Annotated in this window: 22 protein-coding genes and 2 pseudogenes; 9 read left to right on the top strand and 15 right to left on the bottom strand. The window is 64.9% G+C overall.

The genetic code is table 11. The features are described 5' to 3' along the window. Positions 1 to 13 precede the first annotated feature (13 nt). Positions 14 to 1,345, top strand: coding sequence for a phospholipase D-like domain-containing protein (locus ACQY9S_RS01550; protein WP_428422816.1), 1,332 nt, complete (start codon positions 14 to 16; stop codon positions 1,343 to 1,345). 45 nt (positions 1,346 to 1,390) lie between these two features. Here ACQY9S_RS01550 and ACQY9S_RS01545 read toward each other — a convergent pair whose 3' ends face one another. Both ACQY9S_RS01545 and ACQY9S_RS01540 read right to left on the bottom strand, forming a co-directional pair. Continuing rightward, a complete protein-coding gene (locus tag ACQY9S_RS01545; RefSeq protein WP_428422815.1) occupies positions 1,391 to 1,966 on the bottom strand; it encodes a poly-gamma-glutamate hydrolase family protein in 576 nt (191 codons plus the stop codon). 97 nt (positions 1,967 to 2,063) lie between these two features. Beyond that, positions 2,064 to 2,201 (bottom strand): annotated as a pseudogene (locus ACQY9S_RS01540) (hypothetical protein); the annotation flags it as partial. 47 nt (positions 2,202 to 2,248) lie between these two features. Between ACQY9S_RS01540 and ACQY9S_RS01535 the strand changes: the two are divergent. After that, entirely contained in the window at positions 2,249 to 2,587 is a 339-nt protein-coding gene (locus tag ACQY9S_RS01535; protein WP_428422814.1) for a hypothetical protein, read from the top strand. Positions 2,588 to 2,712: 125 nt separating this feature from the next. Here ACQY9S_RS01535 and ACQY9S_RS01530 read toward each other — a convergent pair whose 3' ends face one another. Both ACQY9S_RS01530 and ACQY9S_RS01525 read right to left on the bottom strand, forming a co-directional pair. Next, positions 2,713 to 3,489, bottom strand: coding sequence for a hypothetical protein (locus tag ACQY9S_RS01530; protein ID WP_428422813.1), 777 nt, complete (start codon positions 3,487 to 3,489; stop codon positions 2,713 to 2,715). Between the two features lie 210 nt (positions 3,490 to 3,699). Then, positions 3,700 to 5,166 carry a caspase family protein gene (locus tag ACQY9S_RS01525; protein WP_428422812.1) on the bottom strand — a complete coding sequence of 489 codons (1,467 nt, stop codon included), beginning with the start codon at positions 5,164 to 5,166 and terminating at the stop codon, positions 3,700 to 3,702. Positions 5,167 to 5,630: 464 nt separating this feature from the next. Here ACQY9S_RS01525 and ACQY9S_RS01520 point away from each other — a divergent pair, with 464 nt between their 5' ends. Beyond that, the gene (locus ACQY9S_RS01520; RefSeq protein ID WP_428422811.1) at positions 5,631 to 10,625 is read left to right on the top strand and encodes an Eco57I restriction-modification methylase domain-containing protein; all 4,995 of its coding nucleotides are present in this window, start codon (positions 5,631 to 5,633) and stop codon (positions 10,623 to 10,625) included. 61 nt (positions 10,626 to 10,686) lie between these two features. On the opposite strand, the gene ACQY9S_RS01515 is transcribed toward ACQY9S_RS01520, so the two are convergent. Together ACQY9S_RS01515 and ACQY9S_RS01510 are read right to left on the bottom strand one after the other, a co-directional pair. Further along, entirely contained in the window at positions 10,687 to 11,073 is a 387-nt protein-coding gene (locus ACQY9S_RS01515; RefSeq protein ID WP_428422810.1) for an H-NS family nucleoid-associated regulatory protein, read from the bottom strand. Between the two features lie 108 nt (positions 11,074 to 11,181). Further along, complete coding sequence (locus ACQY9S_RS01510; protein ID WP_428422809.1) at positions 11,182 to 11,532, bottom strand: HU family DNA-binding protein; 351 nt, start codon at positions 11,530 to 11,532, stop codon at positions 11,182 to 11,184. A 629-nt stretch (positions 11,533 to 12,161) separates the two neighbouring features. Between ACQY9S_RS01510 and ACQY9S_RS01505 the strand changes: the two genes are divergently transcribed. From ACQY9S_RS01505 to ACQY9S_RS01495, 3 genes are all read left to right on the top strand, one after another. Beyond that, positions 12,162 to 12,392: a hypothetical protein gene (locus tag ACQY9S_RS01505; protein ID WP_428422808.1), complete on the top strand. Its 231-nt coding sequence runs from the start codon at positions 12,162 to 12,164 to the stop codon at positions 12,390 to 12,392. A gap of 326 nt (positions 12,393 to 12,718) precedes the next feature. Continuing rightward, complete coding sequence (locus ACQY9S_RS01500; protein ID WP_428422807.1) at positions 12,719 to 13,240, top strand: hypothetical protein; 522 nt, start codon at positions 12,719 to 12,721, stop codon at positions 13,238 to 13,240. 242 nt (positions 13,241 to 13,482) lie between these two features. Then, positions 13,483 to 14,067, top strand: a complete 585-nt coding sequence (locus tag ACQY9S_RS01495) for a hypothetical protein (protein WP_428422806.1) — start codon at positions 13,483 to 13,485, stop codon at positions 14,065 to 14,067. Positions 14,068 to 14,151: 84 nt separating this feature from the next. On the opposite strand, the gene ACQY9S_RS01490 is transcribed toward ACQY9S_RS01495, so the two are convergent. Continuing rightward, positions 14,152 to 14,394: a hypothetical protein gene (locus ACQY9S_RS01490; protein ID WP_428422805.1), complete on the bottom strand. Its 243-nt coding sequence runs from the start codon at positions 14,392 to 14,394 to the stop codon at positions 14,152 to 14,154. 413 nt (positions 14,395 to 14,807) lie between these two features. On the opposite strand from ACQY9S_RS01490, the gene ACQY9S_RS01485 reads away from it, so the two are divergent. After that, entirely contained in the window at positions 14,808 to 15,392 is a 585-nt protein-coding gene (locus ACQY9S_RS01485; protein ID WP_428422804.1) for a JAB domain-containing protein, read from the top strand. Between the two features lie 43 nt (positions 15,393 to 15,435). Here ACQY9S_RS01485 and ACQY9S_RS01480 read toward each other — a convergent pair whose 3' ends face one another. Further along, the gene (locus tag ACQY9S_RS01480; RefSeq protein ID WP_428422803.1) at positions 15,436 to 15,681 is read right to left on the bottom strand and encodes a helix-turn-helix domain-containing protein; all 246 of its coding nucleotides are present in this window, start codon (positions 15,679 to 15,681) and stop codon (positions 15,436 to 15,438) included. Positions 15,682 to 16,077: 396 nt separating this feature from the next. Here ACQY9S_RS01480 and ACQY9S_RS01475 point away from each other — a divergent pair, with 396 nt between their 5' ends. After that, positions 16,078 to 16,386, top strand: coding sequence for a hypothetical protein (locus ACQY9S_RS01475; protein WP_428422802.1), 309 nt, complete (start codon positions 16,078 to 16,080; stop codon positions 16,384 to 16,386). Positions 16,387 to 16,502: 116 nt separating this feature from the next. Next, a complete protein-coding gene (locus ACQY9S_RS01470; RefSeq protein WP_428422801.1) occupies positions 16,503 to 17,201 on the top strand; it encodes a hypothetical protein in 699 nt (232 codons plus the stop codon). Here ACQY9S_RS01470 and ACQY9S_RS01465 read toward each other — a convergent pair. The 7 genes and pseudogenes from ACQY9S_RS01465 to ACQY9S_RS01435 form a co-directional block, all read right to left on the bottom strand. Next, on the bottom strand, positions 17,161 to 17,703 hold the full coding sequence (locus tag ACQY9S_RS01465) for a hypothetical protein (protein WP_428422800.1): 543 nt from the start codon (positions 17,701 to 17,703) through the stop codon (positions 17,161 to 17,163). The two genes, ACQY9S_RS01470 and ACQY9S_RS01465, sit on opposite strands and share 41 nt — an antisense overlap. Then, the gene (locus ACQY9S_RS01460; protein WP_428422799.1) at positions 17,703 to 20,201 is read right to left on the bottom strand and encodes a DNA repair protein; all 2,499 of its coding nucleotides are present in this window, start codon (positions 20,199 to 20,201) and stop codon (positions 17,703 to 17,705) included. Before ACQY9S_RS01460 ends, ACQY9S_RS01465 begins: the two co-directional genes overlap by 1 nt. 52 nt (positions 20,202 to 20,253) lie before the next feature. Further along, a complete protein-coding gene (locus ACQY9S_RS01455; protein WP_428422798.1) occupies positions 20,254 to 21,555 on the bottom strand; it encodes a metallophosphoesterase family protein in 1,302 nt (433 codons plus the stop codon). Next, positions 21,552 to 22,832, bottom strand: coding sequence for a hypothetical protein (locus ACQY9S_RS01450; protein WP_428422797.1), 1,281 nt, complete (start codon positions 22,830 to 22,832; stop codon positions 21,552 to 21,554). Before ACQY9S_RS01450 ends, ACQY9S_RS01455 begins: the two co-directional genes overlap by 4 nt. Positions 22,833 to 23,011: 179 nt before the next feature. Then, complete coding sequence (locus tag ACQY9S_RS01445; RefSeq protein ID WP_428422796.1) at positions 23,012 to 24,277, bottom strand: DUF1173 family protein; 1,266 nt, start codon at positions 24,275 to 24,277, stop codon at positions 23,012 to 23,014. A 6-nt stretch (positions 24,278 to 24,283) separates the two neighbouring features. Then, positions 24,284 to 25,225: a site-specific integrase gene (locus ACQY9S_RS01440; RefSeq protein WP_428422795.1), complete on the bottom strand. Its 942-nt coding sequence runs from the start codon at positions 25,223 to 25,225 to the stop codon at positions 24,284 to 24,286. Positions 25,226 to 25,552: 327 nt separating this feature from the next. Beyond that, positions 25,553 to 25,696, bottom strand: a pseudogene (locus ACQY9S_RS01435) (DUF1427 family protein); the annotation flags it as partial. Positions 25,697 to 25,888 lie beyond the last annotated feature (192 nt).

The raw sequence follows: 25,888 nt of genomic DNA, 5'->3' as shown, positions 1-25,888 counted from the left end.
GGGAGGTAGCAGCATGCCCGCATTCGTCCTTCGTCCCGGCGCAGCCCCGGAGTCACTGGTCGGCGAGCCGACCATCGAGGCTTTCCGAGGCTGCCAGCTCGAGGACTACAAAAAGAAGAAGATCCCCGCGTTCAACGTCGACGAAGAGATCATCGCGTACGCGTCGCCGGACTCGACCTACGCCGTGACGAAGCGCCTGCTGGATGCAGCGAAGAAGTCGATCCTGATCGGGATCTACGACTTCACGGCGGCACACATGAAGACCATCCTGCTCAACGCTCTGGCGCGCGGGGTCAAGGTCACGCTGATGCTGGATGTCGAGACCACCGGCGGCGAAGAGGATCTGTTCAACGAGCTGATCGAACTGGGCGTCGACGGCGTGCGCGCGCCCGCGTGCACGAGCGAGCGAGCGCACTACTTCGCGTCGTGCCACGAGAAGTTCATCGTCGTCGACGGCGTGTGGACGCTGGTTCAGAGCGGCAACTACTCGAACAACAGCATCCCGCTGAACGAGCATGACGGCGGCGACCCGGATGCCTTCGTCAACGGCAACCGCGACACGGGGCTGGCCGTCAAGTCGCGCGTGCTCGCGAAGTTCTTCACCGAGGTGCTGCGCTCGGACATCGCGCTCGAGTTGAATGCCCCGGAAGGCGTTGTCGAAAGCGTGCAGCCGGAGGAGCCCGATGTCGGCTGGGTCGAGGCTGCACCGAAGAGCCTGCCGTCGCAGTTGTTCCCGAGTAAGACATTCACCTTGACCGAGCCGCTGAAGATCCAGCCGGTCCTCAGCCCCGACAACTACATGAGCACGATGCCGGACGCGCTGAAGGCGGCCAAGAAGTCCATCCTGATCGAGCAGCAGTACATCCGTGGAAGCCAGCCAGACATCTCCATCCTGCTCGCGGCGATCAAGGCAGCGACGGACGCGAACGCGGACCTCGACGTCCGCATCGTGCTGGGCAAGATCTTCGGGGCTGATGATCTGAAGAAAGAGGAGAAGAACCTCGACCTCCTGAAGAAGAAGTACGGGTTGAAGCTGGGACCGAACATCCGCTTCATCAACACCAATCGGTTCGTCCACTGCCACAACAAGCTGATCATCATCGACGGCCGCCAGGTGCTGGTGAGTTCGCAGAACTGGTCGGACTCTGCGGTCAGCAAGAACCGCGAGGCCGGTCTGCTGCTCAGCCACAAGGGCATAGCCAAATACTTCACCGGCATCTTCGAGAGTGACTGGAGCACCGCCTTCACGAAGTTGCCGAAATTCGGTCCGCCTCGGGTCGAGTTGGCGACCCTGCGCGAAGGCGGCTACGTCCAGGTCGTGCCGGCCGACTACCGCGAAGTGTGAGTTGACGGTTTTCGCGGTGCCGACACCTGGGGTGCCGGGCCGCGGTCAGCCAGACAGCGCGTTCCTCACCGCGCGCACCAGCACCGCGCGACGGTGGGATCGCCGCAAGCCCAAGGAGATCTCCAACTGCACACCGCCACCCGCATCTCCCCGGTTGCAGATGTTTTGCGGGTCGGTGGCGTCGAGCCCAGGTGGCGCATCCTCACAAGCCAGTCCTGCGGCCTTCAGTTCCGAGGCAATGGCGCTGCGCAGCGCGCTGTCCAAGCCACCTATGAGGACGACTTCGCCCGGCGCTCCGCAGCCGTGCACCGATACCACCCGCCAGCACGCCTGCAGCATCTCGAGGCATCCCGGCTCGTCGAACAGATGGCTCGACAGGTGAAACGCCGCGAAGTTCCCCGCCCGCAGCAAGCCCTCGAAGAGGTACAGACCGAACTCCTCGCCTGCGATGGCACGGGCAATGTCCGATGTGTATGCTTCGATTCCTCCGCCGTGCGGAGCGACGATGGCCGTCGAGGATCCCGGGCGCGGTACCTGGACGATCCGATAGTCCTTGTCTTGCTCGTAGGCAGCAGCCAGGTCGGCAAACGACTCGAAATCCCTGGCAAGTTTGGTCGGCATGCAGCATTGTGTTGTGTCGGGAAGGCAAGCACGCGGCGTATCCAACCCCATTGCTTGTGCCTTCTGGCGCAAGTGACCGGCTCACCAAACCCACAACGTTGCCAGCCCTGTCGACGACAGGCCCGCCGCTCATGCCCGACGGCCAATCCGCCGAGACCTCGAAGACCGGCGTGGGATTGGCGAGGTCACGGCCATGAGGAAACACCCTGGTGATCGTTCCATAGGCAGCGAACAAACCGCAACTTCACCGAACACGAGACCGATTCCGAGCAGGGCAACCGCATGGTTGTGCTGCTTCGGGTCGACTTCATGGCTGCGCGCTCCCGTCAGGCCGGCGTCGGGAAGGCCTGCACGAAGAAACTCAACCACATGCTCTGCGGTCAGGCAACCGCCCCAGCCGTCAACATGGAACGCCGTGCCCAGTCCAACCAGATCCCCAAGAGGCGCGCGCTCGAACACGGGGAAGACGGCCTTGCGCAGGCCGAAGGGGTCACCGACCTCGAACGGCACACTCGGCTTCCCGGCGGGGGCGGTAAACGGGACCTGCCGAGCGCCGTTCGCTCTTGCCTCGCAAGTCTGAACCAAAAAGCATGGGTCAGCCACAGGGCGGCCATCGGCTGACTCTTGCACGGCCGATGCTCTCTTCCTTGCCATCGCCCAGAGTTCGGTGCCCAGAACTCGACACGAGCACGACGAAGTCGTTCAGGTGCATCCGATCAAGACCGACGGCTTGATGTGCCAACACATCATCCACCGGAAGTGACGCCTCGTCGAGCGCGCGCAACGGCTCGCTGAATGCGCTTGGCCTCGTGACGCAGGCTGAGCCGATTGATCTCGCGCTTGCTCGCAGCGATGAGCACGATGCTTACATCGCCGGGTGGCGCGCTCGCTGGAGTTGCTGATGTCTGCACGTCGGGCACACGATCAGCTCGCGCACAGAACATCGGCACTTCAATTCCCTGAGCTCTCACCCGTTCACGAACGGCGATCGCTTCATAGTAGAGATAGTTCAGGATCGAATGCATCCTGCCGATCTGCTGTTGGCACGCGAGATGGGCATCACGCGCGACAAACGGTGTTGCCGCCAGCAGCATGTCAAGGACTCGACCACACTCCCTGAGCCCGTCGCTACGCGCCTCGAAGTTGGCTGCGGCTCTGTACTCCCACTCGCGACACGACTCTCGAAGCCAAGCAAGTTCCTCGAAGGTCAAATGCTTCTCTCCATCCGCGAGGCGTGCCTTGAACCGCTTCGCACCGTGTTCGAGTCGCCCAAGTTCGAGAATCAGTGCCTCGTCAAGATGTTCGAGTTCTTTCGCGAGCGAAGGATCGATCCACTCCAGCCATGGCGACAGGACCTCATCGCCTTCATGGAGTTCCTCGTAGCGGCCCGCGCCGACCCAACGCACGCCCGTCGCAAACTGGTGGTCGTACTTGTAGATGCGCAGCGGAGCGAAGGCGCCCCGGAGCCGCTCGATACTGCCCCCGAATTCCTCCTCAAACTGCGCCGGACCGATCGATGACATGCTGCCCCCTTGCCGTCTTCGCGATGGAGTTTGCCGCAAGGCCTGATGGTATCGGTCGCCCTCGCTGCGAACGCACTTCTGGCAGAGAGCGCCCTTCGAGTGCGGAGAGGGCACGCGTTGCCGAACCGCGAAAGGACCGCGGTGCGGCCACCTGCCGTTCCTCTTCCGGCGAGCTGGCCATAGGTCGCCCTGCCTCTCGCGCGACTCGACTCAAGTGCGGCGCTTGCGCACTGTGAACCCCTTGGGGAATCGCACCGATGCCGGGTTGGTCTTGCCCGGCGAGTAGGTCACGGTCAGGAGCCGGCTGGGCACGATGAGTTCCTCCGCGAGGAACAGTTCGAACGTGTCCCGATCCATCGTTTTGTAGCTCATCGGATTCTGGTCCTCGTCGACAAGATCGGCATCCTCGACCCAGAGGATGTTGACGGAGGCGATGAAGACGCCCTCCACCTTGAGCACCTTGCTGTCCCCTGCCCTCAGGACTACGTCCACGGGTACCGCGTGTTTCTTTCCGGGCAAGGCATGAAATCGGTCGACGTAGGGCAGCAAGCACTCGGAGATGAACTCGAAGCTCTCCGACAGTTCTGCGTGGCGCTGAAGCTGGAACACCTCGTCGAAGTACCGGCCCTTGATCACCTCCCGGATTCGACCGTTGGAGTCGAAGAAGATCTCGAACAGCATTCCATCCAGCACCGCCTTGCGCCGGTCCTCGCCCATACCCTGGACTTGCCCAACAAAGCTCTTGATGTACGCGAGCGCGCTGTTCGCGTTTCCGCATGCGGCCTGGTAGACGTTCCGCCCTATGACGAACAGCGAGTTCACGTTGAACTTTCTCGCGGCCGCAGGCGTGAATTCGTCGATCGCAGCGTTCTGCTGCGACCAGGTCAGGACCTTGAGCTTTCGGATGACCCGGTGCGACGCCCGGGACTCGTCGAGAATCAGCAGGCTGTCGCTAAGCGCCGTGTCGCCGTAGGCGTCGATGCGCGCGCCCACGCTGAGGTTGAAGAAGAATTCCCCCGCGAGCGAGGTGTGCTCCCACGAGATTTGCTTTTGCTTCGTCGCGGCACTCAGCGTATTGCGCACGCGCTTGAACATCGCCTCGATCGTGCAATCCTCGGCGTCGATGTGCTGCAGCAGTGCCTCTGTGTAAGAACCATTGCGCCCCTTGCCGTCACTCGCGACCTGCCCGGGCGAAGTCGCGAACGCGACCAATGTGCCTCGAGGTGCGTAGACCGATGCCAGCCCGCGAGTGGCGGCGGAGCGATGCCAGCCGCGCTCGAACGGGTTGTTGCGACAGGCATCGAGCATGATGATGCTCGTCGACGTGGGCGCCTTCTCCATTGTGTCGATCACCTTGTCCAACGACAGGGAACTGTGTTTGGCGTCCGTCTCGGAAGAGGTGTCCGTGTCCAAGGCGATCAAGTAGTTGATGCCTTCGATCTGGATGCCATGCCCGGCGAAGAAGAACAGCCCGACCTCGGCGTCAGCCAGGTCTCGCTTGAACGCCTTCAAGGCCAGGTCCATCTCCTTGTTGGAGCAATCGACAGCCCTGCGAACCGAGAAGCCGAACGTCTCGAGTCGCTTCGCGACATCGATCGCGTCGTTCGCAGGATTCTTCAGGGCAGCGCCTGGATAGTCGGCGTTCCCAATGACGAGTGCCGTTCGGGAATTCTTCATGGCGTCGCGAAGGTTAGCAAACATCTGCCGGCCTGCCGCCGACGAGTTTCTCGCACGCCTGCCCCGAGCCGATTCCGGTGCCGCAACGTCACTTGCCACGCTCAATCGCCGGGAAATCGCGCCCGTTGACGCGGCGCACGTCCGATCTGCCTTCGGCGCCGAGACGTTTGCCCCGACACTGAGCGGGCTCTCGGCCCCCGGGCCATCGCGCCCATCGCGGCGCACCTGATTGCTTCAGGCGTTGCGGTCGTTACCCGCCCTCTCGCCAGCGACGAACCCGTCGCGAGCCTGACGCCGGAGTCCTGACTCTGGCACGTGACTGCGCTTCAGCGCGCGGTACCTCGACGAGTGCTATCCGCGCCTCGTCTGTCTTCACGTGAGTCGACCGCGACTCCATTCATCCATCCCACCGGGAGCACGTCTCCCGAGGGTGGCGGTGTTCCCCATTCCCCTGGAGAACACCCATGGCCCGTACCACCGCGCCGTCCCTGTGGCTACCCGGCTTCGAGCCGGACGCCGTTGAGACCTCTTCCGATCCCACCGAAGTTGCCCACGGCGCTCAGGTCGTTGCCGAAGCCATCGCAGGCCAGGCCGCCGAAGGGCCGGAACACATCGCGTCGCCTGCCCGCACCAGTTGGCGCGTCACGAGCAAACGCAGTGCCGAGGAACCGCCACGCGTCCCGTGGCCGCACCTGCACCGAGACCATCTGCTCGACCTGAGCGGCGCGGTCACCAAATTCGACGCCAACCTGGCGGCGATCGACACCCTGCGTCACATCGAGCAGGAGCAGCGCCCGCCGACGCCGTCGGAACGCAGCACCCTGCTTCGCTACACCGGTTGGGGCGGCCTGCCCGTGAGCTTCAACCCCGAAGCGAACGACAAGTCCTGGGCGGCACGTGCAGACCGTCTGCGCCAAACCCTGGGCGACGCTGACTACGACTCGGCGCGTGCGTCGGTCAACAACAGCCACTACACCGAGGTTCACGTGATCGAGGCGATGTGGCAGGCGGTGGAGCGCTTCGGCTTCACCGGCGGACGCATCCTCGAGCCTGCGGCCGGCGTCGGTCACTTCATCGGGGCGATGCCACGCGCGCTCGCCGAGCGCAGCACGACGACCGCCATCGAGATCGACCAGGTGTCTGGCCGCCTTCTCAAAGCGCTCTACGCACCTGGTGGCGTGGACGTGCGGATTGCACCGTTCGAGAAAGCACCCCTGGCCGACAACTGGTTCGACCTGGTCATCGGCAACGTCCCCTTCGGCAAGTACAAGGTCGCCGACGTGAGCAACCGGGCCTATGCCCGTTTCAGCATCCACAACTACTTTTTCGGCCGCGCACTCGACCTGGTGCGGCCCGGCGGACTGGTGTGCTTCATCACCAGCAGCCACACGATGGATGCCCAGTACGACGGCGTACGCGAGTACATCGCAGCGCAGGCTCACCTGGTGGGTGCGATCCGCTTGCCGCAGGGTGCATTCGCCGGACTCGCTGCGACGGAGGTGCAGACTGACATACTGTTCCTGCGCAAGCGGCATCGCGCCGAGGAAGTGGCGAGCGAATGGGTGGAGTTGGGCATAGTGCCCGACAGCCTGCGGCATCCGCAGTGTCACGAGCGCTACCTTCAGATCAACGCCTGGTACGCACGGAACCCCCAGTTCTGCATCGGCCGCATTCGCCGCCAAAGCAACGGCTACGAAGAAGTGCCGGTCGCGGTCTTTGAAGGCAACCTCGAGACCGCGCTGCTTGAGCGCATCGCACAGTTGCCTGCAGGCGACTACCAACCTGCTGTGGCCAAGACAGCGCCACTGCGAGTGGTCGTCCCAGCGCAAGCCGGAGCGCGCCCTGGCAGCTACCGCCTCCATCAGGGGCGGGTGCATCGGGTCGAGGGCAGCGAGATGGTCGATGTCCATGACCAACTCAACGCCACGCAGCGCGCCCGCGTGACGGGCCTGTGCGCGATCCGCGACCATGCCCGGGCCCTGCTCGATGCGCAACTGGCGGACGACGACGATGGGCGTTTGAGGCTCCTGCGAGCCATGCTCAACGGGACCTACGACCGCTATGTCGCCCGGCACGGGTGCCTGTCCACACGGGCGAACGCACTGGCGTTCCGGCGCGACCCGGACTACCCGCTGCTGCTGTCGCTGGAGTACTACGACGAAGAGAGCGACACCGCGCGCAAGGCGGCGCTGTTCACACGGCGCACGTTGACGAGAGTGGTAGAGCCAAGCACGGCGGGCGAGCCGGCCGAAGCGTTGGCCGCGTCCATCCAATGGCGCGGCCGGGTCGATCCGGCCTACATGGCGGCGCTGCTGGCGGCGCCCGAACGGGATGTGCTGGACGCGCTGGCCGAAGCGGGCCAAGTCTTCCTTGACCCCGCCGACGGAGAGTGGAGAGCCGCCGACGACTACCTGTCGGGCAACGTGAAAGCGAAGCTCAAGCAGGCGGCGATGTCCGGCTCGGCCTACCAGCGCAATATCGACGCACTGGAACAGGTGCAGCCGGAAGACCTGTTGCCTGCGGCCATCGAGCCGCGCCTGGGCGCGGTGTGGATCCCTGCGATCGACGTGGAGGGTTTCGTCCGGGAGGTGTTGGAGCTCAAGGACTGCCAGGTGAGCTACTCGGCCGAAGCCGGCGCCTGGTCGGTGAAGTACGGCGAGTGGGAAGCGCGTCAGAACGTCAAGGTGACCCAGGAGCTCGGCACCTCGCGAATGAACGCGATCGAGCTGGTGCAGTGTGCGCTGAACGTGCAGGTGCCGACCGTTCGGGACCGCGATCCGGAGACTGACAAGTATTTCGTCAATCCCGACGAGACGCTGGCAGCACGCGAGAAGCTGGGGCTGATCAAGGAACGCTTCGCGGCCTGGGCCTTCGAGGACACCGAACGCCGCGAGAAGCTGTGCAGGATCTACAACGACCTCTTCAACGCAACGCGGCCGAGGCGCTTCGATGGTTCGCACCTGAAGCTGCCGGGGTTCTCACGCTGCTACGAACTGCATCCGCATCAGCCCGATGCCGTCTGGCGCATCGTGCAGTCCGGCAACACCGGGCTGTTCCATGTGGTCGGCGCCGGCAAGACGGCGGTATGCGTGATTGCGAGCATGGAGCTGCGTCGGCTGGGGTTCGTCAGCAAGCCCTGCCACGTGGTCCCCAATCACATGTTGCAGCAGTACACGGCCGAGTTCGTTCGGTTGTATCCGAGTGCGTCGGTGTTGATGGCGAGCAAGGAAGACCTGGAAGGCGACCGACGGCGCGAGCTGGTGTCGCGCATCGCCACGGGCGATTGGGACGCGGTGGTCATCACGCACTCGAGCTTCGAGCGCATCAAGATGTCGCCGCAATTCACCGAGAGTTTCATCAAGGAGATCATTCGCGAGATAGAGATGGCGGTACGCGCAGAGAAGAGCAACGACAAGTCCAACCGGATCATCAAGCAGCTCGAGGCGATGAAGAAGAACTGGGCAGCACGGCTGGAGAAGCTGCTGTCCGACAAGAAAAAGGATGGCCTGCTCACGTGGGAACTCCTGGGCATCGATTGCTTGTTCGTCGATGAGGCCCATCTTCACAAGAACCTCTACCGGTTCACGAAGATGACCCGGGTGGCGGGCCTGCCGATGACCAGCTCGGAGCGCGCGTTCGACTTGTTCCTGAAGACGCGCTACACGATGCAGATCCATGGGCATGCACAGCGTGGGGTGGTGTTCGCAACCGCGACGCCGGTGGCCAACACCATGGCCGAAATCCACACGATGATGCGTTACCTGCAGCCTCGGCGCCTGGAGGAACTCGGGCTGCAGCAGTTCGATGCCTGGGCGGCCACTTTCGGCGAGAGCGTCACCGCGCTGGAGATTGCGCCCGACGGCAGCGGCTACCGCATGCACACGCGCTTCGCGCGGTTCATCAACGTGCCCGAGCTGATGGCCGTGTTCGGCGAAGTGGCCGACATCCGCACGGCGGAGATGCTGAACCTGCCGGTGCCCAAGCTGCGTGGTGGCAAACCGCGCACCGTGGCGTGCCCGGCGAGCCAGGCGTTGAAGGCGTTTGTGCAAACACTCGTAGAGCGGGCCGAAGCGGTCCGAAACGGAAGGGTGAAGCCGCTGGACGACAACATGCTGGCGATCACCACCGATGGCCGCAAGGCTGCGTTGGACTTCCGGCTGGTGGCACCCGGCGCCCGCTTCGACGAGACCGGCAAGGTCGCCGTCTGCGTGCGGGAGGTCCACGCCATCTGGCTGCGCACGTCAGCCCTGCGCCAGGCCCAGCTGGTGTTCTGCGATCTGTCGTCCCCCAAGGGTGGCAGGGAGTTCAGCGTCTATGACGATCTGTGGGAGCGGCTGATCGACGCCGGCATCCCGGAGAAGGAGATCGCCTTCGTGCACGACGCGCAGACCGATGTCCAGAAGGCAACGCTGTTCAAGGCGGTGCGCGAGGGTCGGGTCCGGGTGCTGATCGGATCGACCGCCAAGATGGGGATCGGCACCAACGTGCAAACCCTGTTGGTGGCCTTGCATCACCTGGATGCTCCATGGCGTCCCTGTGACGTCGAACAGCGCGAGGGGCGCATCCTGCGCCAGGGCAATGAGTGCGAGGAAGTGGAGATATTCAGGTACGTCACCGAAGGTTCTTTCGATTCGTACATGTGGCAGACCCTGGAAACGAAGGCGCGATTCATTGCGCAAGTGATGAAAGGCGACCAAGGCATCCGGTCGCTGGAAGATGTGGAGTCGGCGGCGCTGTCGTATGCCGAGGTGAAAGCCTTGGCGTCAGGCAATCCGCTGGTGATCGAAAAGGCCGGCGTCGATGCCGATGTGGCCAGACTCTCGACGCTGTTTTCGGTGTGGCGCAACCAGCGCTACGCCAACGAGAGCGAGGTGAGTCGGCTGCCGATGATGATCGAGTCACTGGAGAAGAAGATCGAGCTGTATGCACGCGACGCAGCCCAGTTGCAGATGCCGACGCAACAAGGCATCGCACTGGACGTACTCGGACGGAAGTACGCCGGGCCAGACGCGGTCGGGGAAGCGTTGCGCGGTGTCGTGAGAGCCACCAGGGACGAGGCCAAGCGCGGCATCCAGACAATCGAGCGAATCATCGGGCGCCTCGGCACGTTCGAGTTGGGCGTGCTGGCCGCTCGCGGCGAAGAGGTGCCGAGCCTGTACCTGGCAGGTGCCTGCCAATACCATGCGCAGCCCTATCAGACAGGGCCTGGGCTGGTGGCAGCGCTGCTCGATGCACTGGCGGCAATCTCGACGCAACACGGCAGCGCCGTGGGGCAACTCGAGGTGCGCCGCAAGCGACTGGAGGACTTGATGCTGGAACTGGCGCGTCCCTTCGAGCACGAGGCTCGCCTGGTGGACCTGCTCGCGCGTCAGCGCGAGTTGGCCAAACGCCTGGACCTCGACAGGAGCGAAGCTGGCAGCGCCCACATGGACGCCGAGGCAACCCCGCTGGCCGCATAGTGTGTTTTGTCTCGCCCCCACGCCCGAAAGGACGTGGGGGCGATTTCTTTTCCGGCGCGACTCAGGTAGCCGCGGCGGCATCGACCCGGAGCGAATCCGGCGTCGCGCCCGCCGCCAAGGCGGCGACGAACCAGTTCGGTTTGCGCCCGACGCCGGTCCAGGCGTTGCCGGCGGCGTCGCGGTACTTGATGGTGCCTGGTTGCTTGCCCTGACGGCCCTTCTTCGCGGCCTTCTTCCTGGGTGGCTTCGCCGATTCGACTTTCGGGGAACCGGAAGCGGCAAGGCCGAGGTCACGCGCAGTCAGGCCGTAGTACGCGATGGCCTCCTTCATCCGGGCGACAACGCCGGGAATCTCCTTGCGCTTGAGGTCCTCCGCTTGACGCCGCAGCGCGTCGCTTTGTTGCAGCAATTCGGTGGAAGTGGTGTGCGAACTCTTGGTCTTGGCCATGTCCTCTTTCTGCAATGACAGGGAATCGTTGGGCGAGAAGTGGGCTCGGGCATTGAGCCTCACGGTTCGATGAGGCCCTCGCGTCTGCCCAATCCGCCCGGAAGACTATCAGGCCTTCTTGACCTTCGCAGCATTCTTCGCCAGCACGACCGCGGCGGCCTTGGCCGCCTTGCGCGCTGCGCCCTTCGGGTCCACGGCCGCCTTGAAAGTCGCGCCAGCCGTGAACTTGGGCAGCTTCGCAGCCGCAATCTTGATCTTGTCGCCAGTAGCCGGGTTGACGCCATTGCGGGCGGCCCGCGCATGCTGCTTGAACGAACCGAAACCAGGGATGACCACCGAGCCGCCCTTCTTGACCGTGGTCACGATCGCATCGAGCAAGGTCTCGACGATGCGACCGGATTCAGCCTTCGACAGGGAATGCTGGGCGGCCAGGTGTTCGATCAGTTCAGACTTGTTCATGTTCGGGAGGGAATGGATTGCGACCGCACTTGCGGACACGGCGATTGTCCCGCACCGCGACTCAAATGGGGCTGCACGCGGTTGTCGACCTCGGGGCTGAGACAAACCGCCATCCAAAACCCCCCGTCATTCCCCGTCGTTTTGGGTGGCATCGAATGCCAATGCCTCTCATCGCCTTGAAGCACATCAAGGCCGATGTCAGACTCAAGGTGCTATCTGCGGACATCGCGTCTGCGCAGCCTTCACTGGGGATCTCGGTCCTCCTGAAGTCCAGCTTGCTGGCGTCGCAGTCGTTACCTGCCTTGTAGAGGTCGGACTTCGGTCCGACCGCGACTGACGGCCCCTGGCCGTCACTGAGCCGCTCCACTGCTTGCAGCGGAGCATCCCGAACGGGGAACCCCAGGTTCCCTGCCAGGGCTGGGTGTTCCCCTTCTTGCGAAGGAGAACACCATGTTCGCTGTCCCTGCGACAAGAGAAGTGCGCGCCGTCGGCGTGCTGTTGGGAGGTTCCGGGCTTGCCCGGCGCCTGGTCGTGCAGCCGCGTCCGCTGGCTGCGTTGTTGAAGCCGTTGCCGCCCGACTCGCAAGAGGCGTGTGGTTGCGCACAGTCCCGCGCTGTGGAGGTCGGCCCATGCTGACCAGCCTGTACCGCAAGCGCATTGCGAGCCTGGCGGTTCAACTCGCCAAGGACGACCCGTTGATGGTCAAGGAAGTGATTGCCCGGCTGCGCCAGTCGGGCGAGATCGAGCCCGACGACCTGGTCTACCTGGACCAGATCGCCGACCGCTGGATCAGGATCGCCGAGGAGAACCGGACGAAGGAAACGCAGCGCCCGCCACGGTCAACCGTGCAGGCAGCTTGACGCCCTTCGTTCGCGCCATCGCCGCAACGATCTTCTCCAGCAGAGCCGGACGATCACGATCAAGCGTCTGCGCCCATGCGGCCAGCGCCTGTTCAACGTCGTCCGGCGTTCGCGCCCCCTCGAAGTCGAGACCGAGCAATCGGAACTCCTCGACTTCCTGGGGCGTGAACCGTAGTGCCGTGCCTGCGCGAAGCATCGTGTGGGCCTTGTTTCAAGTTCGTGTGCGAGCGGTCAGCGTACCAGCCTCGCGCGTCCATTCAACCTTCGGGGAGTCCACCGTCTCCCCACCGGGGATGGGTGTCCCCTCTGCCATCGGAGCCGACACCATGTCCCCTGAGAAACCAAGACTTCGTGCGAAGCGCTCCGGCGTCGAGTCCGAGGAAGAGCGTGCCTGGGTCACCTTCTACCGGCGCGTCGGCCACGACCTGGCCATCGCCACGGAAGTGCTGGCCCAGCTCGAAGCCGATCCCGAGATGAAGCGCGCCCATCTGGCGCTGTACCTGTGCTGCAAGGAGTCCTTGCGCCTGCACAAGGCCAGGCTGGCACGCAACAAGCGGATCGGCCAATTCGTCCGCTGGGTCTGCCACGGGCTGTTCGTGCGACCGGCGCACGCCTTGCGACACGCCGGGCGCCAAGGCGGCGACCTGGCCGTCGAGTGCCTGCCGGAGACCGTCAAAGAACCGGCCGTCCCCCAGGTGCGCCAGTTGACGCGAGAGCCCGAGTTCGCGCAAGCGGCTTCGGCCTTCGGTCCACAAGCGACCTCGCCAACGGCGCCAACCGGCGCCATCGACGCCGAGCTTGCCGCCTCGGCCTCGTCCCGCACCAAGGCCTCCCGCGCGGCGGCCTGACTTGATCGCCGGGACGGCAACGCCCTGGCCTGTGGCTGCGCAGCGCCCGCCGCGCGGCTCCGATCGCTGAACGCTCACGCCCACCGCTCCGGTGGTGCGTGGCGTTCGGCACCCCCTTTCATCTTCTTCGCTGCGAGGTGCCCCGGCACCTCCGAAGCCTGCCCGCGGCCGCGCCCGGCAACACCTCCCCTTCCCGTCGACCTGCTTCACGCAGATTGGCATCCCTCGCAAAGGACCCATTCATGACCACTGCCGCCGATACCCTGCGTGCCATCGAGGCACGCGCCGAACGCGCCATCGTCCAGGAACTGCGACTGATGACGCAAGAGATCCTCGCGCTGCGCACCCAGCTCGTGCTGCAGGAGCGCGCCCACGCCGATGCCCTGCTGCTCAAACTGGACCACCTGGAGCGCGGGCAGACCGCATCGCCAGCCGACGGCTCCAGCACGCCGGACTATCTGATGCCGACGCTGAGCCTCACGCTCTTCGAGACACCGATGCCGAAGGCCTACCGCGTCTACTTCTACGCCCATGAATACGGTGACCTGGAGGACGTCGTCACGGTGGACACCTTCGACTTCGGCGTTCAACTGGTTCGCGACCGACTCACGCGAGACGGCGACTACGCGATCACGGCCAGTTGGATCAAGCACCAGGGCGAGATGACCGTGGCAACACCACGCGGCATGGTCGTGGCCCGCGTCGAAGCCGATGATCGTGACGCCCCCACGCCGGAACCCGTCGTGCTTGAGGCCTGCAACGCACTGCGCGCCGGCGACACCTCGCGCATTGAGCATCTCTTCGAGCGCCTGCTCGAAGCTGCGTAACCCGCATCAGGCAACTGCGCCATTGCGGCGAGAACGCTGCCGGTTCGGCGCCCACCCACCGGTGGCGCCGAACCGACGTCGGAGTCATGCCACCCGCCGGCAGGTCTCCATCTCGCGGTCGATGAGCCAATGCAGGAACTGAGTCTCGCGCGACGCGCCCCAGTAGTGGGCCTTGCAGCGCGCGATGTAGGCCTCCAGGTCAGCGAGCGTGCAGACACCCACCGGCTCGATGGCCGTGATCTTGGTGAAGCGTTCGACCTCCGTGCGGGTGAGTCGAATCTGGTGCCCGAGGTGGATCATGAAGGCAGTTTCGGAAAGGACTTGCACGTCATCTTGGCGCGATTTCAAGGGCCTGTGCGCTCGTCTGGACCACCGGGCGCAAAGATTTCTACAGCGTGACTGCAGTCGCATTTCATTCACAGCGTGGCCACAGATTGCCGGCCCCGGACGCCCCGCCGTGACCTCGAAGCAACATCCGAGCGCTGCCCGACTCTCGTTGGCGGCCCCGCGTCGCCACCCGCAATCGACTTGAACGGTCGGCGGTTTTCGATGGCATTGGGGCAAACCGGGTTGCGGACGCCCTTACCTGTGCTCACACTTTGTGGGCATTCACCGCGTTCGTTGTGAACGCTCCGGCAGCTTGACCGGCGTCGCAGTCGTTACCTGCCTCATCCACCTCATGCGGGGACATCGTCCCCAACCGGGTGCGGCGTTCCTGCTTTCCATCGAAGGAGAACGCCTTGACCCCTACCACCCTCAGCCGCGCCGAACTGGTCGCCGAGTTGCTGGCAAACAGTTCGCGGCCGGACTCGGCCGGCGCACCCCGAGTCGGCGATTGCGAGGCAACCAGCGCCTACGCGATGGCCCCCGACGCCGTGCTGACGCGCAAGCTCAGCGCCGCGCGAGAACTGCTGATGCGGGACCTGCAAGCGCAGATGCGCCACGGCCCGATCATGGATTCGCCGCAGACCTTGCGCGACTGGCTGCGCCTGCATTGCGCCGGGCTGGAACACGAGGTGTTCCTCGTGCTGTACCTGAACGCCGGCCATGCGTTGATCGAAGCAGAGCAACTCTTCCGGGGCACGCTGACACAGACCTCGGTCTATCCGCGGGAAGTGGTCAAAGGCGCCCTGTCACGCAATTGCAGCGCCGTGGCCATTGCCCACAACCACCCCAGCAGCGGCAGCGCAGAGCCCAGCCGCGCCGACGAGCACTTGACGCAATCCCTGCGCAGCGCCTTGGCGCTGGTCGATGTGCGCCTGATCGACCACTTCATCGTGTCGGGCGATCAGGTACTCAGTTTTGCCGAACGCGGACTTGTGTAGCGCCATGCACGCCGAGACCGCCGCATGTGCCGTCTGCGGAGCCTCAAAGCTCGGCTTCGGCCATCAGCTCGGTCATGGTCAGGTCCATCGCCCGCGCAATGCGAACGATGGACAGGATCCCCGGGTTCTGCCCGCCGCGCTCGATGCTGCTCATGTAGGAGCGGTCGATCACGCTGCGATGCGCCAGCTCTTCTTGTGAGACGCCCTTGGCCAGCCTGCACCGCCGAATGGCAGCGCCCAGTGCAACAAGCACCGGGTCGTTCGCGTGCCGGGGTGAGGAAATGGGCATGCCGGCATGGTCGGCATATGATGCCAATCACACCACGGACGATCTTCCACATGTCTTCATGTGACGCGCACCTGACCTGCGTGCAGCGGTCTATTCGCGGCGATGTCAGCTCGCGCACTCGTATCGAACGACGAACGGCGGACGCACCGCTCATCTCAACCCCAAGGGGCCCCTGCCCCAAGGGGTTCCTGGGGTTCCCTTCCTACCGACGAAGGAGAAGCCCCATGACAACGAGCAACGCCCCGAGCTGCCCGATCTGCCCTGGCCACGGCGTGCCGCTGGGCACGCTGGGCCGCTTGCGCTGGTACCGCTGCCGCGATTGCGGCATGGACTTCAATCGACTCGCCCGCACGCGGACGGGATCGAGACCAACACCTCAACGAGAAGGAGTCCGCCTTGGATAAGTCCACCGTGGCCACCCTGCTGCAACTGGCCGAGCCGCTGGTTGCGCTGTCGATCACCCATTTGACACAAGCCACCCGCGCCAAGCTCGCTGCCGACGATCTGTCGATCAACGCCTACCCCAGCGACTACGGCGGCCTGGTCTTCGTCGGCGCGCCGCCGTACCGGTTGCCCGCCGAAGCCGACCTGGCAGCGATCTTCGAGGCTGCCGCCAAGGCCGGCATCGTCTGGCTCAAGTTCGACGCCGATGGACCGGTCGTCGATGGCCTGCCCGTCTATGACGATGACGGCGATGCCGGCTGACCGCCGGGTCCCCGCCATCCTGCGCTGAAACCATCGCCACCTCAACGGTGGCACCGAGACCCCACAGGGCGTCGCGCCGAAAGGCCGACGCCCTGTTCGCATTTGGAGTTCGATTCATGAACACTTCCCTTGGAGATCGCCCGACGAGTCGGGTGATTGTCAACGGAGCCCAGCGCCTCTACGTCATCGCTTTCGATGGCGGTGTGAGTTGCCTGGGCTTCGACAACGCGCGCGACCATGCGAACCAGATCGCCGAGAGGCTTCGCCGGCCCGAGCTGGCCTTCGCCGCCTCCGACCACGCGGAGCCCGCCGGCTACACCAAGTACATGCGCGCAGTTCAAGCCTGGAGCTCGTCCTCGGCCAGCCGGCACACCTACTTCGATCCCGGGACCGCGCCCGAGGCCGCACGTGTACTCGAGCGTGGTCGCAATGAGGGCAACAAGGTACGGCTCGTGCTGGGCGACACGGCCGCCGGCGAGTCGTGGCTCGACGAGTACGACGTCGTCGGAACGATCGGACGTTCGAGCGGCCCGCTCAGGGTGCCGCTTCTGATCGAAGAAGGCGAGGACGGCGGAGGAGCGATCCTGACGGCTTGCCTGCTGTGTGTCATCGACTGGCGCAGCAGCCGGGTGCTCTATCGACATCCGGCCTATCGGGTCGTGGATCTGGCCATCGCCCCCAGCGGCGACGATCAACGCCCTTGGGTGGTTCGCCGGCGCGAGGAGACCGTCGCGCGGTTCGAGGACGTCGGTAAAGCGGCGGCGTACCTCGCCTTCATGCGGGGCTTGCCGGTGGAGCCAACGATCTTTCGTTGACGGCCGCGCGCAGCGGGGCGTCCTGGACCCAGTCCAGTGCGCCCTGCTGCGCCAGCGCCTCGGATCGCGGATAGCGCGTCAGATAGGTTGCAAAGTCCTCGGGTGCCGACGAGCCCGGCACGTAGATCACGTCGGTCACACCCTGTGCCGCGATGACGTTCTCCAACTGGTCCGGTTCGAGTCCGAAAGCGACGACCGGCCCCGGCATCCGGCGCCGCTGAATCTTTGGCGTCAGCAGGAAGAGCGTGATGCCCTTGCGCACGTATGCGTTGTCGCGGTCGAGTGACCGCGCGGCGTCAGCGCCCAACACCCCTGTCAGCATCCCGGACAACTGGTCTTTGTCCGGCAAAGCAAGCGCGAGTTCGTGAGCGTCGCGTTGTTGCAGCCATTGCAGTGCGCAGGCCATGGCCGCAGACAAAGCCGCGCCAGGTTCTGCGATGGATGCAATGTGAAAGTGCCGAGGGTCCATCGAAACAGAAACGTGAAAGAAGTCTTTTCCCATTATCCCTGGGCGGATTCTTGCGCTGGCCGCGTCGCCCCTGCAGACCCTGGGCAAGCATCATGCGCCATCGCATCCAGGTCGATCACCGCATCGGCCATCGCCGTCAGCTCCGGCGACTGCGAGATGAAGAACTCACGCTCATACCCACCCAGGCGCAGCACTTCGCGCTTCATCGCCATGAACAGCCGCTTGCGATCCGGGTCCAGCGCGCCGTCGATCTCGTCGGAGAACAGCGTCGTGTAGCGCCGTCCGGTGTGCTGCGCGAGGTACAGCGCCACGGCACGTACGAGAGTCTCGTTGATCGCCACCCGTTCGCCGCCGCTCATCAAGCCGACACTCTTGCTGTCGCCCGTCTCACCGTCGTGCACGACGATGTCGAAGCCTTCCTTCTGCTCACCCTTGCCGGTTTCCAGCAGGGTGTGGATCGACACCGTGAAACGAGACCCGTGGCAGGCCAACAGCAGGTCGTTGGCCAATCCGGACAAGGCAGGGCCGGCATCGTCGATCGCCAGCGCGATCAGGCCGTCGTTGCTCAGGCAACGTGCGAACAGGTTCCAGTTGCTCAATTCGGCCTCGACACGGCTTCGACGTGCCACGACCTGCCGCATGCGCGTCCCCAGCGCCTCTTGCCGCTTCGAGTTGTCGTCGAAGGCCTGCGCGTTCCGCACCGCCACCAACAGCGCCCGTTCGGCAGATGCCACAACGTCTCGAGCGCTGCTCAGCGTCGTAGTGGCGACCGTCAGAGGGGCCTCGTCGTAGCGTGCCGGCAGTGCGGCCACGGCTTCGCCCAGGCGCTTCATCGTCGCGCGAGTCTGGTCGGCCTGCCGGGCCAGTTGCTCCGCAACGACCTGCCTCGACGCCGCAATCTGCGCGCGCTCGGTTCGCTCCTCGACCGTCTCGACCCGACGGTCGAGCACATCCGGTCCCATCGCGGCAAGTTCCTGGTCAACGCCGTCCAGTGTCGCCCTGGCTTGCACGCACGCGGGCGCCTTGGCTGCCAACCCGGTCATGCGGTTCGCGCGCTCCCGGGTACGGGTTTCGCAATGCTCGGCCCAGGCCAGATCGCGCGGCGCGGTCACCAGGGTTTCGCGGCGACAGCACGCCGCCTGCAGTTCGCGCACGGCTTGCGCCTTGTCGCGCGCCAGTTGGGCAATCTGGGCGGTCGCACTGGGAACCAGGGCCTGCGCCTCGCGCGCATCCCCCAGCAGCTTGCACCGGCCTTGCAGGTCCGTGCCGGCGCAGGGAACCTCTGCCGCCAACCCGAAGCGGCGGCGCAGTTCCTCGGCCCGCATTGCCGCCCTGCCCGCGTCACGCTCGATGCCCGCGACCTTTTGTTCGGCCAGGCGCTCAATCCCCCGGCACTGCGTCAGCACCTGGACCCGTTCACGCCCCGCGCGCGCGCGTTCGACCCGGGACTCCAGCAGGCGCTGCACCAACGGCAGTCGCCGGACAGCGCGCTCGACCGAATCGGCTTCGGAGAGCGTTGTGCGGCAGCGCTGCCGCGCCTGCAGCAAGGCTTGGCGCCGGCTGCGCTCGCTCTGGAGCCGGCTGCCCACGCGCTGATCGAGCCGCTCAAGCCGCTGGCGCTCCGTTTGGTCCTGGGCCTGGAGCGCACGTGTGGCCTGTGTGTCGGCATCCTCCACGGCCCTGCGTTCGACCGCCAGTTGTGCGCGCCGCGCTTCGACAGCCCGCGACTGATCGCGCTCGGTGGCCAACTGGACCTGCCGAACCTGAGCTGCGTCGAGCGCGGACTGCGCCACCTGCTTGGCACCCTGGGCCGCGGTGACCTTCGCGGCGGCTCCATCGAGCAGCCGCCGTTCGCCTGCGAGACGTTGCCCTTCGTCGCCCAGCCCGGCCTGTTCCTGGCGGACGGCCGTCAGGGCGGTCTTGAGAAGCCGCGCCGTCTCGGCTGCCTTCTGGCCGAGCGCGCGAATCTCCTCTTGCCCGAGCAGGTCGGCCAACAGTGTCTTGATCTCGGCATTGCGGTAGGTGCTCAGCTGGCGCTTGCCCTGCGCCGAGAATACCGAGGTGAAGAAGGTGTCTGCGCTGCCGCAGATGCTCTCGATGCAGCGGGTGTAGGTCTCCACCTTGCCATCCGAGACCGTCCCATCGTCGAGCTGCACTGGCGACCAGCAGCCGTGGTCGTCCAGCATGTGCAGATAGGCCTCGGTGCGACGCCGGCCATTGAGCCGGATCACCAGCTGCGACCGGTAGCTGCGACCCTCGTGGGCCCATGTCAGGTCCTTCACGTTTTCCGGCAGGTAGACGTGGTCGTAGAACGAGAAGCCGCCGGGTCCGGCCGCCGCAGCCCTGCTGGGGAGGGTCGCAAATGGCTGCAACGAATCCATGATGGTGGTCTTGCCGCGTCCGTTGCTGCCGACGATGGCGACGAGTTGGGCACCGTCGGCAAGGCGTTCGAGGTCGAGCGTGATTTCGTCGAGGCCCAGGCCGTCGCGGATGCCGCGGAAACCTTTGAGTGTCAGTGATAGAGGTTGCATGGTGTTTAGCCAGAGATGCTGTCCATCCAGGCTCTCACGACTCAAGGTGACGTCAAGCGCATGCGTGTTCCGACAGCACTACGCAGTCCTCGTCTGACGCAGGTTCGCAACCACAGGCTGAGCTGCCAGTCGAGTCTTGGAGAATCGCCTCCGCGATTGCCTCGGGCGAGTCGCTCATCAACCGATCCAGGCAGCCAAGCAAAGGTTTTGGGTTGCACTGGGTGGTCTGCGCCCACACCCGCACCTTGTCGGCCAAGCCGGTGAGCTGCGAGATGCCCGCCGCGCGCGTGCGCACCACGGGCACGATGCGCCCCTCCAGCTTGACTTCGGCCGCGTCGCCCAGCAAGGCCTGGATCGCCGCGCGGTCGATGGCTTGCTTATCCTCTTCGGCGACAGTCCAGCGCACTCGCACGCTCGTGCCGCTGAGCGACTGCTGCGCAACCACGTCCCTCAGCGCCACCAGGTCGGGACGGCCCTCGAACACGATATCCATCGTCCGGCGCGCGGGCGTCGCGCGCAGTTCAAAGCTCGCCGTGTCAGCATCGACCTCCCAGATCAGAAACCCCTTGTCACCTTGCTCGCCATGGTGGAAGCGTCCGAGCGAACCAGCGTAGGCGATGCACTGCACGCCTGCGCCATGGTCTCTGGTCCAACCTTGATGCTTGTGGATGTGCCCCAGCATGAAGGCCGCGGCTTCGGCGGCGAACAGCGCGCCGGTCGTGAACTCGTGATCGAAGCCGGCCATCGGCACGCCGTGCTCGCTGATGCTGCCGAAGACCGTGCCATGCGAGACGCCGACGGTCGGCACGCCCAGTGCGCGGGCTTCTCGATGGATGGGTGCGAAGCCTGCCAGCAAGGCAGCCAGGTGCTCGGAGACCGATGTGGCCGCGTTGGTGGCGCCAATAGTCGCCGCAACCACAGCCTTGTTGACGGTGGGCACGCAGGTGAACAATGCCAACGGCGCCGACGGCAGCATGTCGAACCGCCAAGCGTCCGACGGCAGCCATTGCCCCAGCCGCGACAACACCACCTGCCCGATTCGATCTGCCACATGGATCGGATGCCGCGCACCCAACAGCCGGAACACCGACAGGGCCCCTGGCGGCTCGTGCGAAAACGTACCCTGCAACATCAACACAGGGCAGTGCTCGGCCAGCCGTTTGACTTGGCCCATGAGGCGCAGTGCTGCAGGCGCGTGCAGTTCCAGCGCGTGGTCGGTGGCATCGCCGGACAAAACGGCAGCCTGCACTCGCGCCTCGATCGCCTGGTCGATCGCCGCACCGAAGCAGCGGTCCGCCTCGGCTAGGGTCTTGTGCCCGTAGTGAAGGTCCGAGAAGTGCGCGATGCGGATCATGACCCGCTCCCTTCGGATTGCGCCAGTTCGCTGTCGATCTTGTCGCGGTAGCCCTGCGGGTCGTTGCCGTAGCGCTCCACCAATTCGTCCCAAGCTCGACGGCGGCCGTGCGGGTTGAGCTTCCAGCCGCTGCCCCAACGTCGGTCGGCGTAGGCCTCGTAGCGAGTCGGGTCGATGCCGCGGGCCTGCGCCTGGGCCAGCAGGCGCTCCAGCGCTGGCTCCCCTTCGCGCACGGCCGAGACTCCGAGGGCGCCGTTGCTCGCAGGCGCGCTCTCGGCCGCAGGCTCGGCTGCCACTCGCCCGGCGCCTTCGAGCACCTGCGTGGCAAGTTGCGCCTGCACGATAACGGCGTCATCGTCTTCGCGTTCACGCAGCAGCGCCGTCACGTCCACCGGCGCCTCGAGTTCGATGATCCACTGCGGCACGCGCACGGCCTTGCCGGACTCGTCGATGTGCGCCACTTCCATCAGCCTCTTCGTCAGGAAGAAGGTCGTGCGCTGCCGATCCAGAAAACCCGAGATGCGCCCGCCGCGCAGGAAACCCACGGTCTCGAATTTCTGGATCGCCGCGTTCATCGCGTAAAAGCTGTTGGTGTGCAGTTCGAAGGCGCTGATCGAACGGATGCCCGGGATGAAGAACAGGAAGCGTCCACTCAGATTGCACTGACGCTGCTGGTACTCGGAGCAGTTCTCGGGGTCGCACAGGCCGCCGTTCGTCTCACGGGCCGTGGTCCTGCGCCCACCGAAGATGCGAATCGTGCGCCGGCCGGTGTTGTCCAGTGGCACGGGCGCGTGCGTCATGCAATGACGCACCCGACCATCGGAGCTGTACTCGGACCAAAACCGTTTCTCATGCGCTCCCCAGGTCGCCAGCTCGTGCGGCATCACGGTCTGCCAGTGATCGGACGGGAAGAGCACCGGAAAGCGGTACAAGCGCAAGCCCTCGCCGCGATCCTCGGCATAGGCGTCGAGAATCTGCTGGGCGATCTCCGGGTTCGGGAAGTCCTGCCCGCGAACAGTGAACCAAGCCACGTTGCGTGGCACGAGCGGTGTCTTGAGCTGTGGCAACGCCTCGGTGATTGCACGCTCGATCTGATCGAAGGACTGACCGGCAGCAACACCCTGCTCGTACAGCGTCCTGGCCTTGGGCTGGTCGGCCGCCTTGTTGGTGAGCACCTTGATGCCGGCGCGTATCTTGCCGCCGACGGGAATGCGGGCTGGCGAGGCGCCGAGCAATGAGGGAACGGTCTTGTCGCTGGTCGTGACGAGTATTGGCATGCGTCGACTCCTGATGTTGTGCAGCCATGGTCTCGCACGACTTCATGAGGTCAAGGGCAAGCACCCGGTTACGTCGCATGCGGCCGCAAGCAAGTCGTTGCCGCGAAAAACTCCTTGGCCGTACTCGATCTACGGGCGCAGACCCAGTTGGCAATGCGCAACTCCGTCGTGAGCGTGCATCAACCCGAACCACCGGCCGCGTTGTTCCGCGCGCTGCCGATTGGGGCTGAAACGCCCTTGCCACGCGCAGCCACCGGCGGAAACGGGGGCATGGGGTCGGCGGTATTCCACACCCAGACGCCATCGCCTGCGGCGGCCGTTGCACGCTCCTTGGCTCGCTGCTCCTTGGGATCCACGAACGCGCTGACCACGTGTAGCGGTACCGACACCGTGCCCGCGTCCAGCAGCAGCGCGTTCGGAAACTCTGCCGCAGTCTTGGCGTCATAGCGCAGCGGCTTGACGAAGCGCCGCTGGTGCTGGATCAGCGCCTGGAGCAGCGGCAACTCGTGCACGCCTACGATCGGGATCCAATGCTCGTTGGTCAACATCATGCTGGCCGCGTCGATCTCGTAGGTGTACTCGCGGCGGGCACGCAGCAGCGCGGCCACGACGACGCGAACTCGATGTCCGGCGTCGGCGTCACGCGCCTCGAAAATCGCCGCGTAGCGCTTCTCGAGGCGTTCCCAGGTCTTGCCGGGTACCAGCAATGGAACATCAGGCAAGTGCTTGATCCACACCCTTTGACCTGCCAGGCACGGCTCGCTCGTCTTGAACTCGCCCAACAGAAGCGCCAGCGGCTGTTGTCCGTCATGCGGGTGCAGCACGGCGAGTTTGTCGCGCCGCCGCCGCGCGACAACCAACCGCCCGGTCTCGTTGAAGGGCTCAGGCACATACAGCCGATCGGCCAGGGCCACGCCCTTGACTGTCACCTCCCGCGCTGCCTCGAGCAAGTACTTGTGTAGCACTCCCTGGTTGCGTCGTCCCTCCATCGCCGGGCTCCAGCGGTTGAAGCCAGCGCGCTCGAACAAATAGTGCATCAACGCTCGCAGGCTCATCCGTTGCCGCGTCGTGCGGACGTCCCCTGCATCCCTTGCATCGGCCCGAGCGAGGCAGCGCCCACTGATCCGTGCCCACGGAAAGTCCACCCGCAGTTCCACCCGTCCGGGCTCGGGTTCCAGCACGGCGTCACCGATCAACTCGCCCAGTCCGGACTGCTGTGCTTCGGGCTCATAGCTGGGGCAGGCCGGATCGTGCCGGCTACCGGTGTCCGGCATGCGCTTGATGACAAACTGGCTGTGCTGCGCAACGTACATCTCGATGCCGCCCGGCACGCACAAGCAGCGCGGCCGCTCGGACGTGCCATGAATGCGGCCCAGCGCCTGCTGAAGTTGCGGGTCGTCTGCGGCCCAGACTCGGCCGGCGATGACTAGTCGCTGGGTCTCCATAGCCGCTCACGCCAGTTCGTCGACCAGTTCCGAGATCGTTGGCCTGCGCCGCGGCATCAGTTCGCGCACGGCGCTGCGCTGCGCGATGCCCAGCAGCAGGCCGACTTGGTCTTCATCAGCACCTCGTTCAAAGAGCCGCGCGGCCACCGTGTGCCGCACCGACAGCGACGTCACGCCTTCAAGCTCGGCGTAGCGGAAGAGCTTGCGGTACGCCTCAAGGATCGCGCGGCAAAGGTAGCGCCGCTGCCGGCCTGTACCGTAGGGCGTGATCACAAATCCTTGACCGGTCGGAGACAGGAAGAGCCGGCTACGTGGATCCAACCCGCGATAGGCGCCTTCCTCGCCCAGTTCGAGCCCCTGCTCAAGGCGCTCCCGTAGATACGGGTCGAGCAGTGCATCGAGGTTGGTGCTCTGGAAGTGCAGCGGCCGCGCCTTGCCGTTGATCGCCGCCTCGCTCCGCAATTCGGATTCGCGGCGCACGCGTCCGTCGGGCATCAGGTAGTCGCGCACTTCGAAGCGGGCGATCTCCAGCGGCCGCGCGCCTGTGACGAACAGCATGTAGAACAACGCCTGATCGTGCCAGGATTGGTGGCTGCGAGCCTTCACAAACGCCAACGCCTGCGCCAACTCCTCTGTGGAGACGATGCGCACGGCACGTGGGCCGTAGGGCTTGGCTGGCACGAAATCGGCCAAGGCCAAAATGATCGAGTCACGGTGGCGTCTCAGACGTTCGGCAAAGGCGATGCCTTTGTCATTGAGCCCGTCGATGCCGACGGACTGGGTCAGTTCCAGCGCGACGGCCTTGATACGTCGCTCGACCGCCGTGCGGGTCACACCGAATCGGGCCGCCACGACGCCGTAGGTATCGCCGTCGACGACGGCCTTGAGCATCTCTACGGACTCGGCAGCGAGATCGCCGCCAGCGGGCTGTTTGTCATCGTCAGACATCGGCTGACTCCCCTTCCAACGCCATCCGATCCGATTGATCGGCCCGAACCCATGCTCGGGCAAAATCACGTGCGCTCGCCAGCGGCAAAGGGTTGGTTTCGCCGGGGCTTTCGACGCCAGCTAGCTCATCGGAGTCGAAACGCCACAGGTCCGCACCATCACTTCGGTCCGCCACGTGATCGAGAACTTCTTCGCCAGGCGCAAGCAATACCGTTGCATCGCTACGCCCTTTGACAAACAGCCTTCAACGTCCTCGATGCCATTCATCTCGTCGGTGCGGTGGTTTGACTGAATTGATGACTCAAGCTTGTAGAACCAGAGATTGAACAGCCGGGGGATCTGCTCGCCAAGCAGCATCCCGAGAAGGCCAATCGGTGCGACTACCGGAGGGGCAGGCGAGCGAACATTGAAGAGCGCGTAGATCACGCCGGCCAAGACTCCGATCGCCAGAGAAGCAAGATATGGTTTCATCGAAAGCCTTGCGGACCAATACTCGTGCTCTTCACGCACGGTCTTCGCGTTGTTAATGTGGAGACGTCGTACACCGGCCGAGCAAGTCGCGACGTAGACAGTCACCCATGGGTGTTCATATCTCAGCACACTTCGAGTCTCAGCACAGCGTGTTTGAGACACGCGTGGAGCAGGCAATGCCTCGTCGGCACT

Source organism: Methylibium sp. (assembly GCF_965279545.1).
Classification (GTDB): domain Bacteria; phylum Pseudomonadota; class Gammaproteobacteria; order Burkholderiales; family Burkholderiaceae_C; genus Methylibium.
Note: the sequence above shows the minus strand (reverse complement) of the source record. Positions and strands in the feature narration are given on the sequence as shown.

Coding starts and splice junctions, on each gene's coding strand:
- ACQY9S_RS01550 (WP_428422816.1), top strand. CDS start 14: ATGCCCGCATTCGTCCTTCGTCCCGGCGCAGCCCCGGAGTCACTGGTC.
- ACQY9S_RS01545 (WP_428422815.1), bottom strand. CDS start 1,966: ATGCCGACCAAACTTGCCAGGGATTTCGAGTCGTTTGCCGACCTGGCT.
- ACQY9S_RS01535 (WP_428422814.1), top strand. CDS start 2,249: ATGGTTGTGCTGCTTCGGGTCGACTTCATGGCTGCGCGCTCCCGTCAG.
- ACQY9S_RS01530 (WP_428422813.1), bottom strand. CDS start 3,489: ATGTCATCGATCGGTCCGGCGCAGTTTGAGGAGGAATTCGGGGGCAGT.
- ACQY9S_RS01525 (WP_428422812.1), bottom strand. CDS start 5,166: ATGAAGAATTCCCGAACGGCACTCGTCATTGGGAACGCCGACTATCCA.
- ACQY9S_RS01520 (WP_428422811.1), top strand. CDS start 5,631: ATGGCCCGTACCACCGCGCCGTCCCTGTGGCTACCCGGCTTCGAGCCG.
- ACQY9S_RS01515 (WP_428422810.1), bottom strand. CDS start 11,073: ATGGCCAAGACCAAGAGTTCGCACACCACTTCCACCGAATTGCTGCAA.
- ACQY9S_RS01510 (WP_428422809.1), bottom strand. CDS start 11,532: ATGAACAAGTCTGAACTGATCGAACACCTGGCCGCCCAGCATTCCCTG.
- ACQY9S_RS01505 (WP_428422808.1), top strand. CDS start 12,162: ATGCTGACCAGCCTGTACCGCAAGCGCATTGCGAGCCTGGCGGTTCAA.
- ACQY9S_RS01500 (WP_428422807.1), top strand. CDS start 12,719: ATGTCCCCTGAGAAACCAAGACTTCGTGCGAAGCGCTCCGGCGTCGAG.
- ACQY9S_RS01495 (WP_428422806.1), top strand. CDS start 13,483: ATGACCACTGCCGCCGATACCCTGCGTGCCATCGAGGCACGCGCCGAA.
- ACQY9S_RS01480 (WP_428422803.1), bottom strand. CDS start 15,681: ATGCCCATTTCCTCACCCCGGCACGCGAACGACCCGGTGCTTGTTGCA.
- ACQY9S_RS01470 (WP_428422801.1), top strand. CDS start 16,503: ATGAACACTTCCCTTGGAGATCGCCCGACGAGTCGGGTGATTGTCAAC.
- ACQY9S_RS01465 (WP_428422800.1), bottom strand. CDS start 17,703: ATGGGAAAAGACTTCTTTCACGTTTCTGTTTCGATGGACCCTCGGCAC.
- ACQY9S_RS01460 (WP_428422799.1), bottom strand. CDS start 20,201: ATGCAACCTCTATCACTGACACTCAAAGGTTTCCGCGGCATCCGCGAC.
- ACQY9S_RS01455 (WP_428422798.1), bottom strand. CDS start 21,555: ATGATCCGCATCGCGCACTTCTCGGACCTTCACTACGGGCACAAGACC.
- ACQY9S_RS01450 (WP_428422797.1), bottom strand. CDS start 22,832: ATGCCAATACTCGTCACGACCAGCGACAAGACCGTTCCCTCATTGCTC.
- ACQY9S_RS01445 (WP_428422796.1), bottom strand. CDS start 24,277: ATGGAGACCCAGCGACTAGTCATCGCCGGCCGAGTCTGGGCCGCAGAC.
- ACQY9S_RS01440 (WP_428422795.1), bottom strand. CDS start 25,225: ATGTCTGACGATGACAAACAGCCCGCTGGCGGCGATCTCGCTGCCGAG.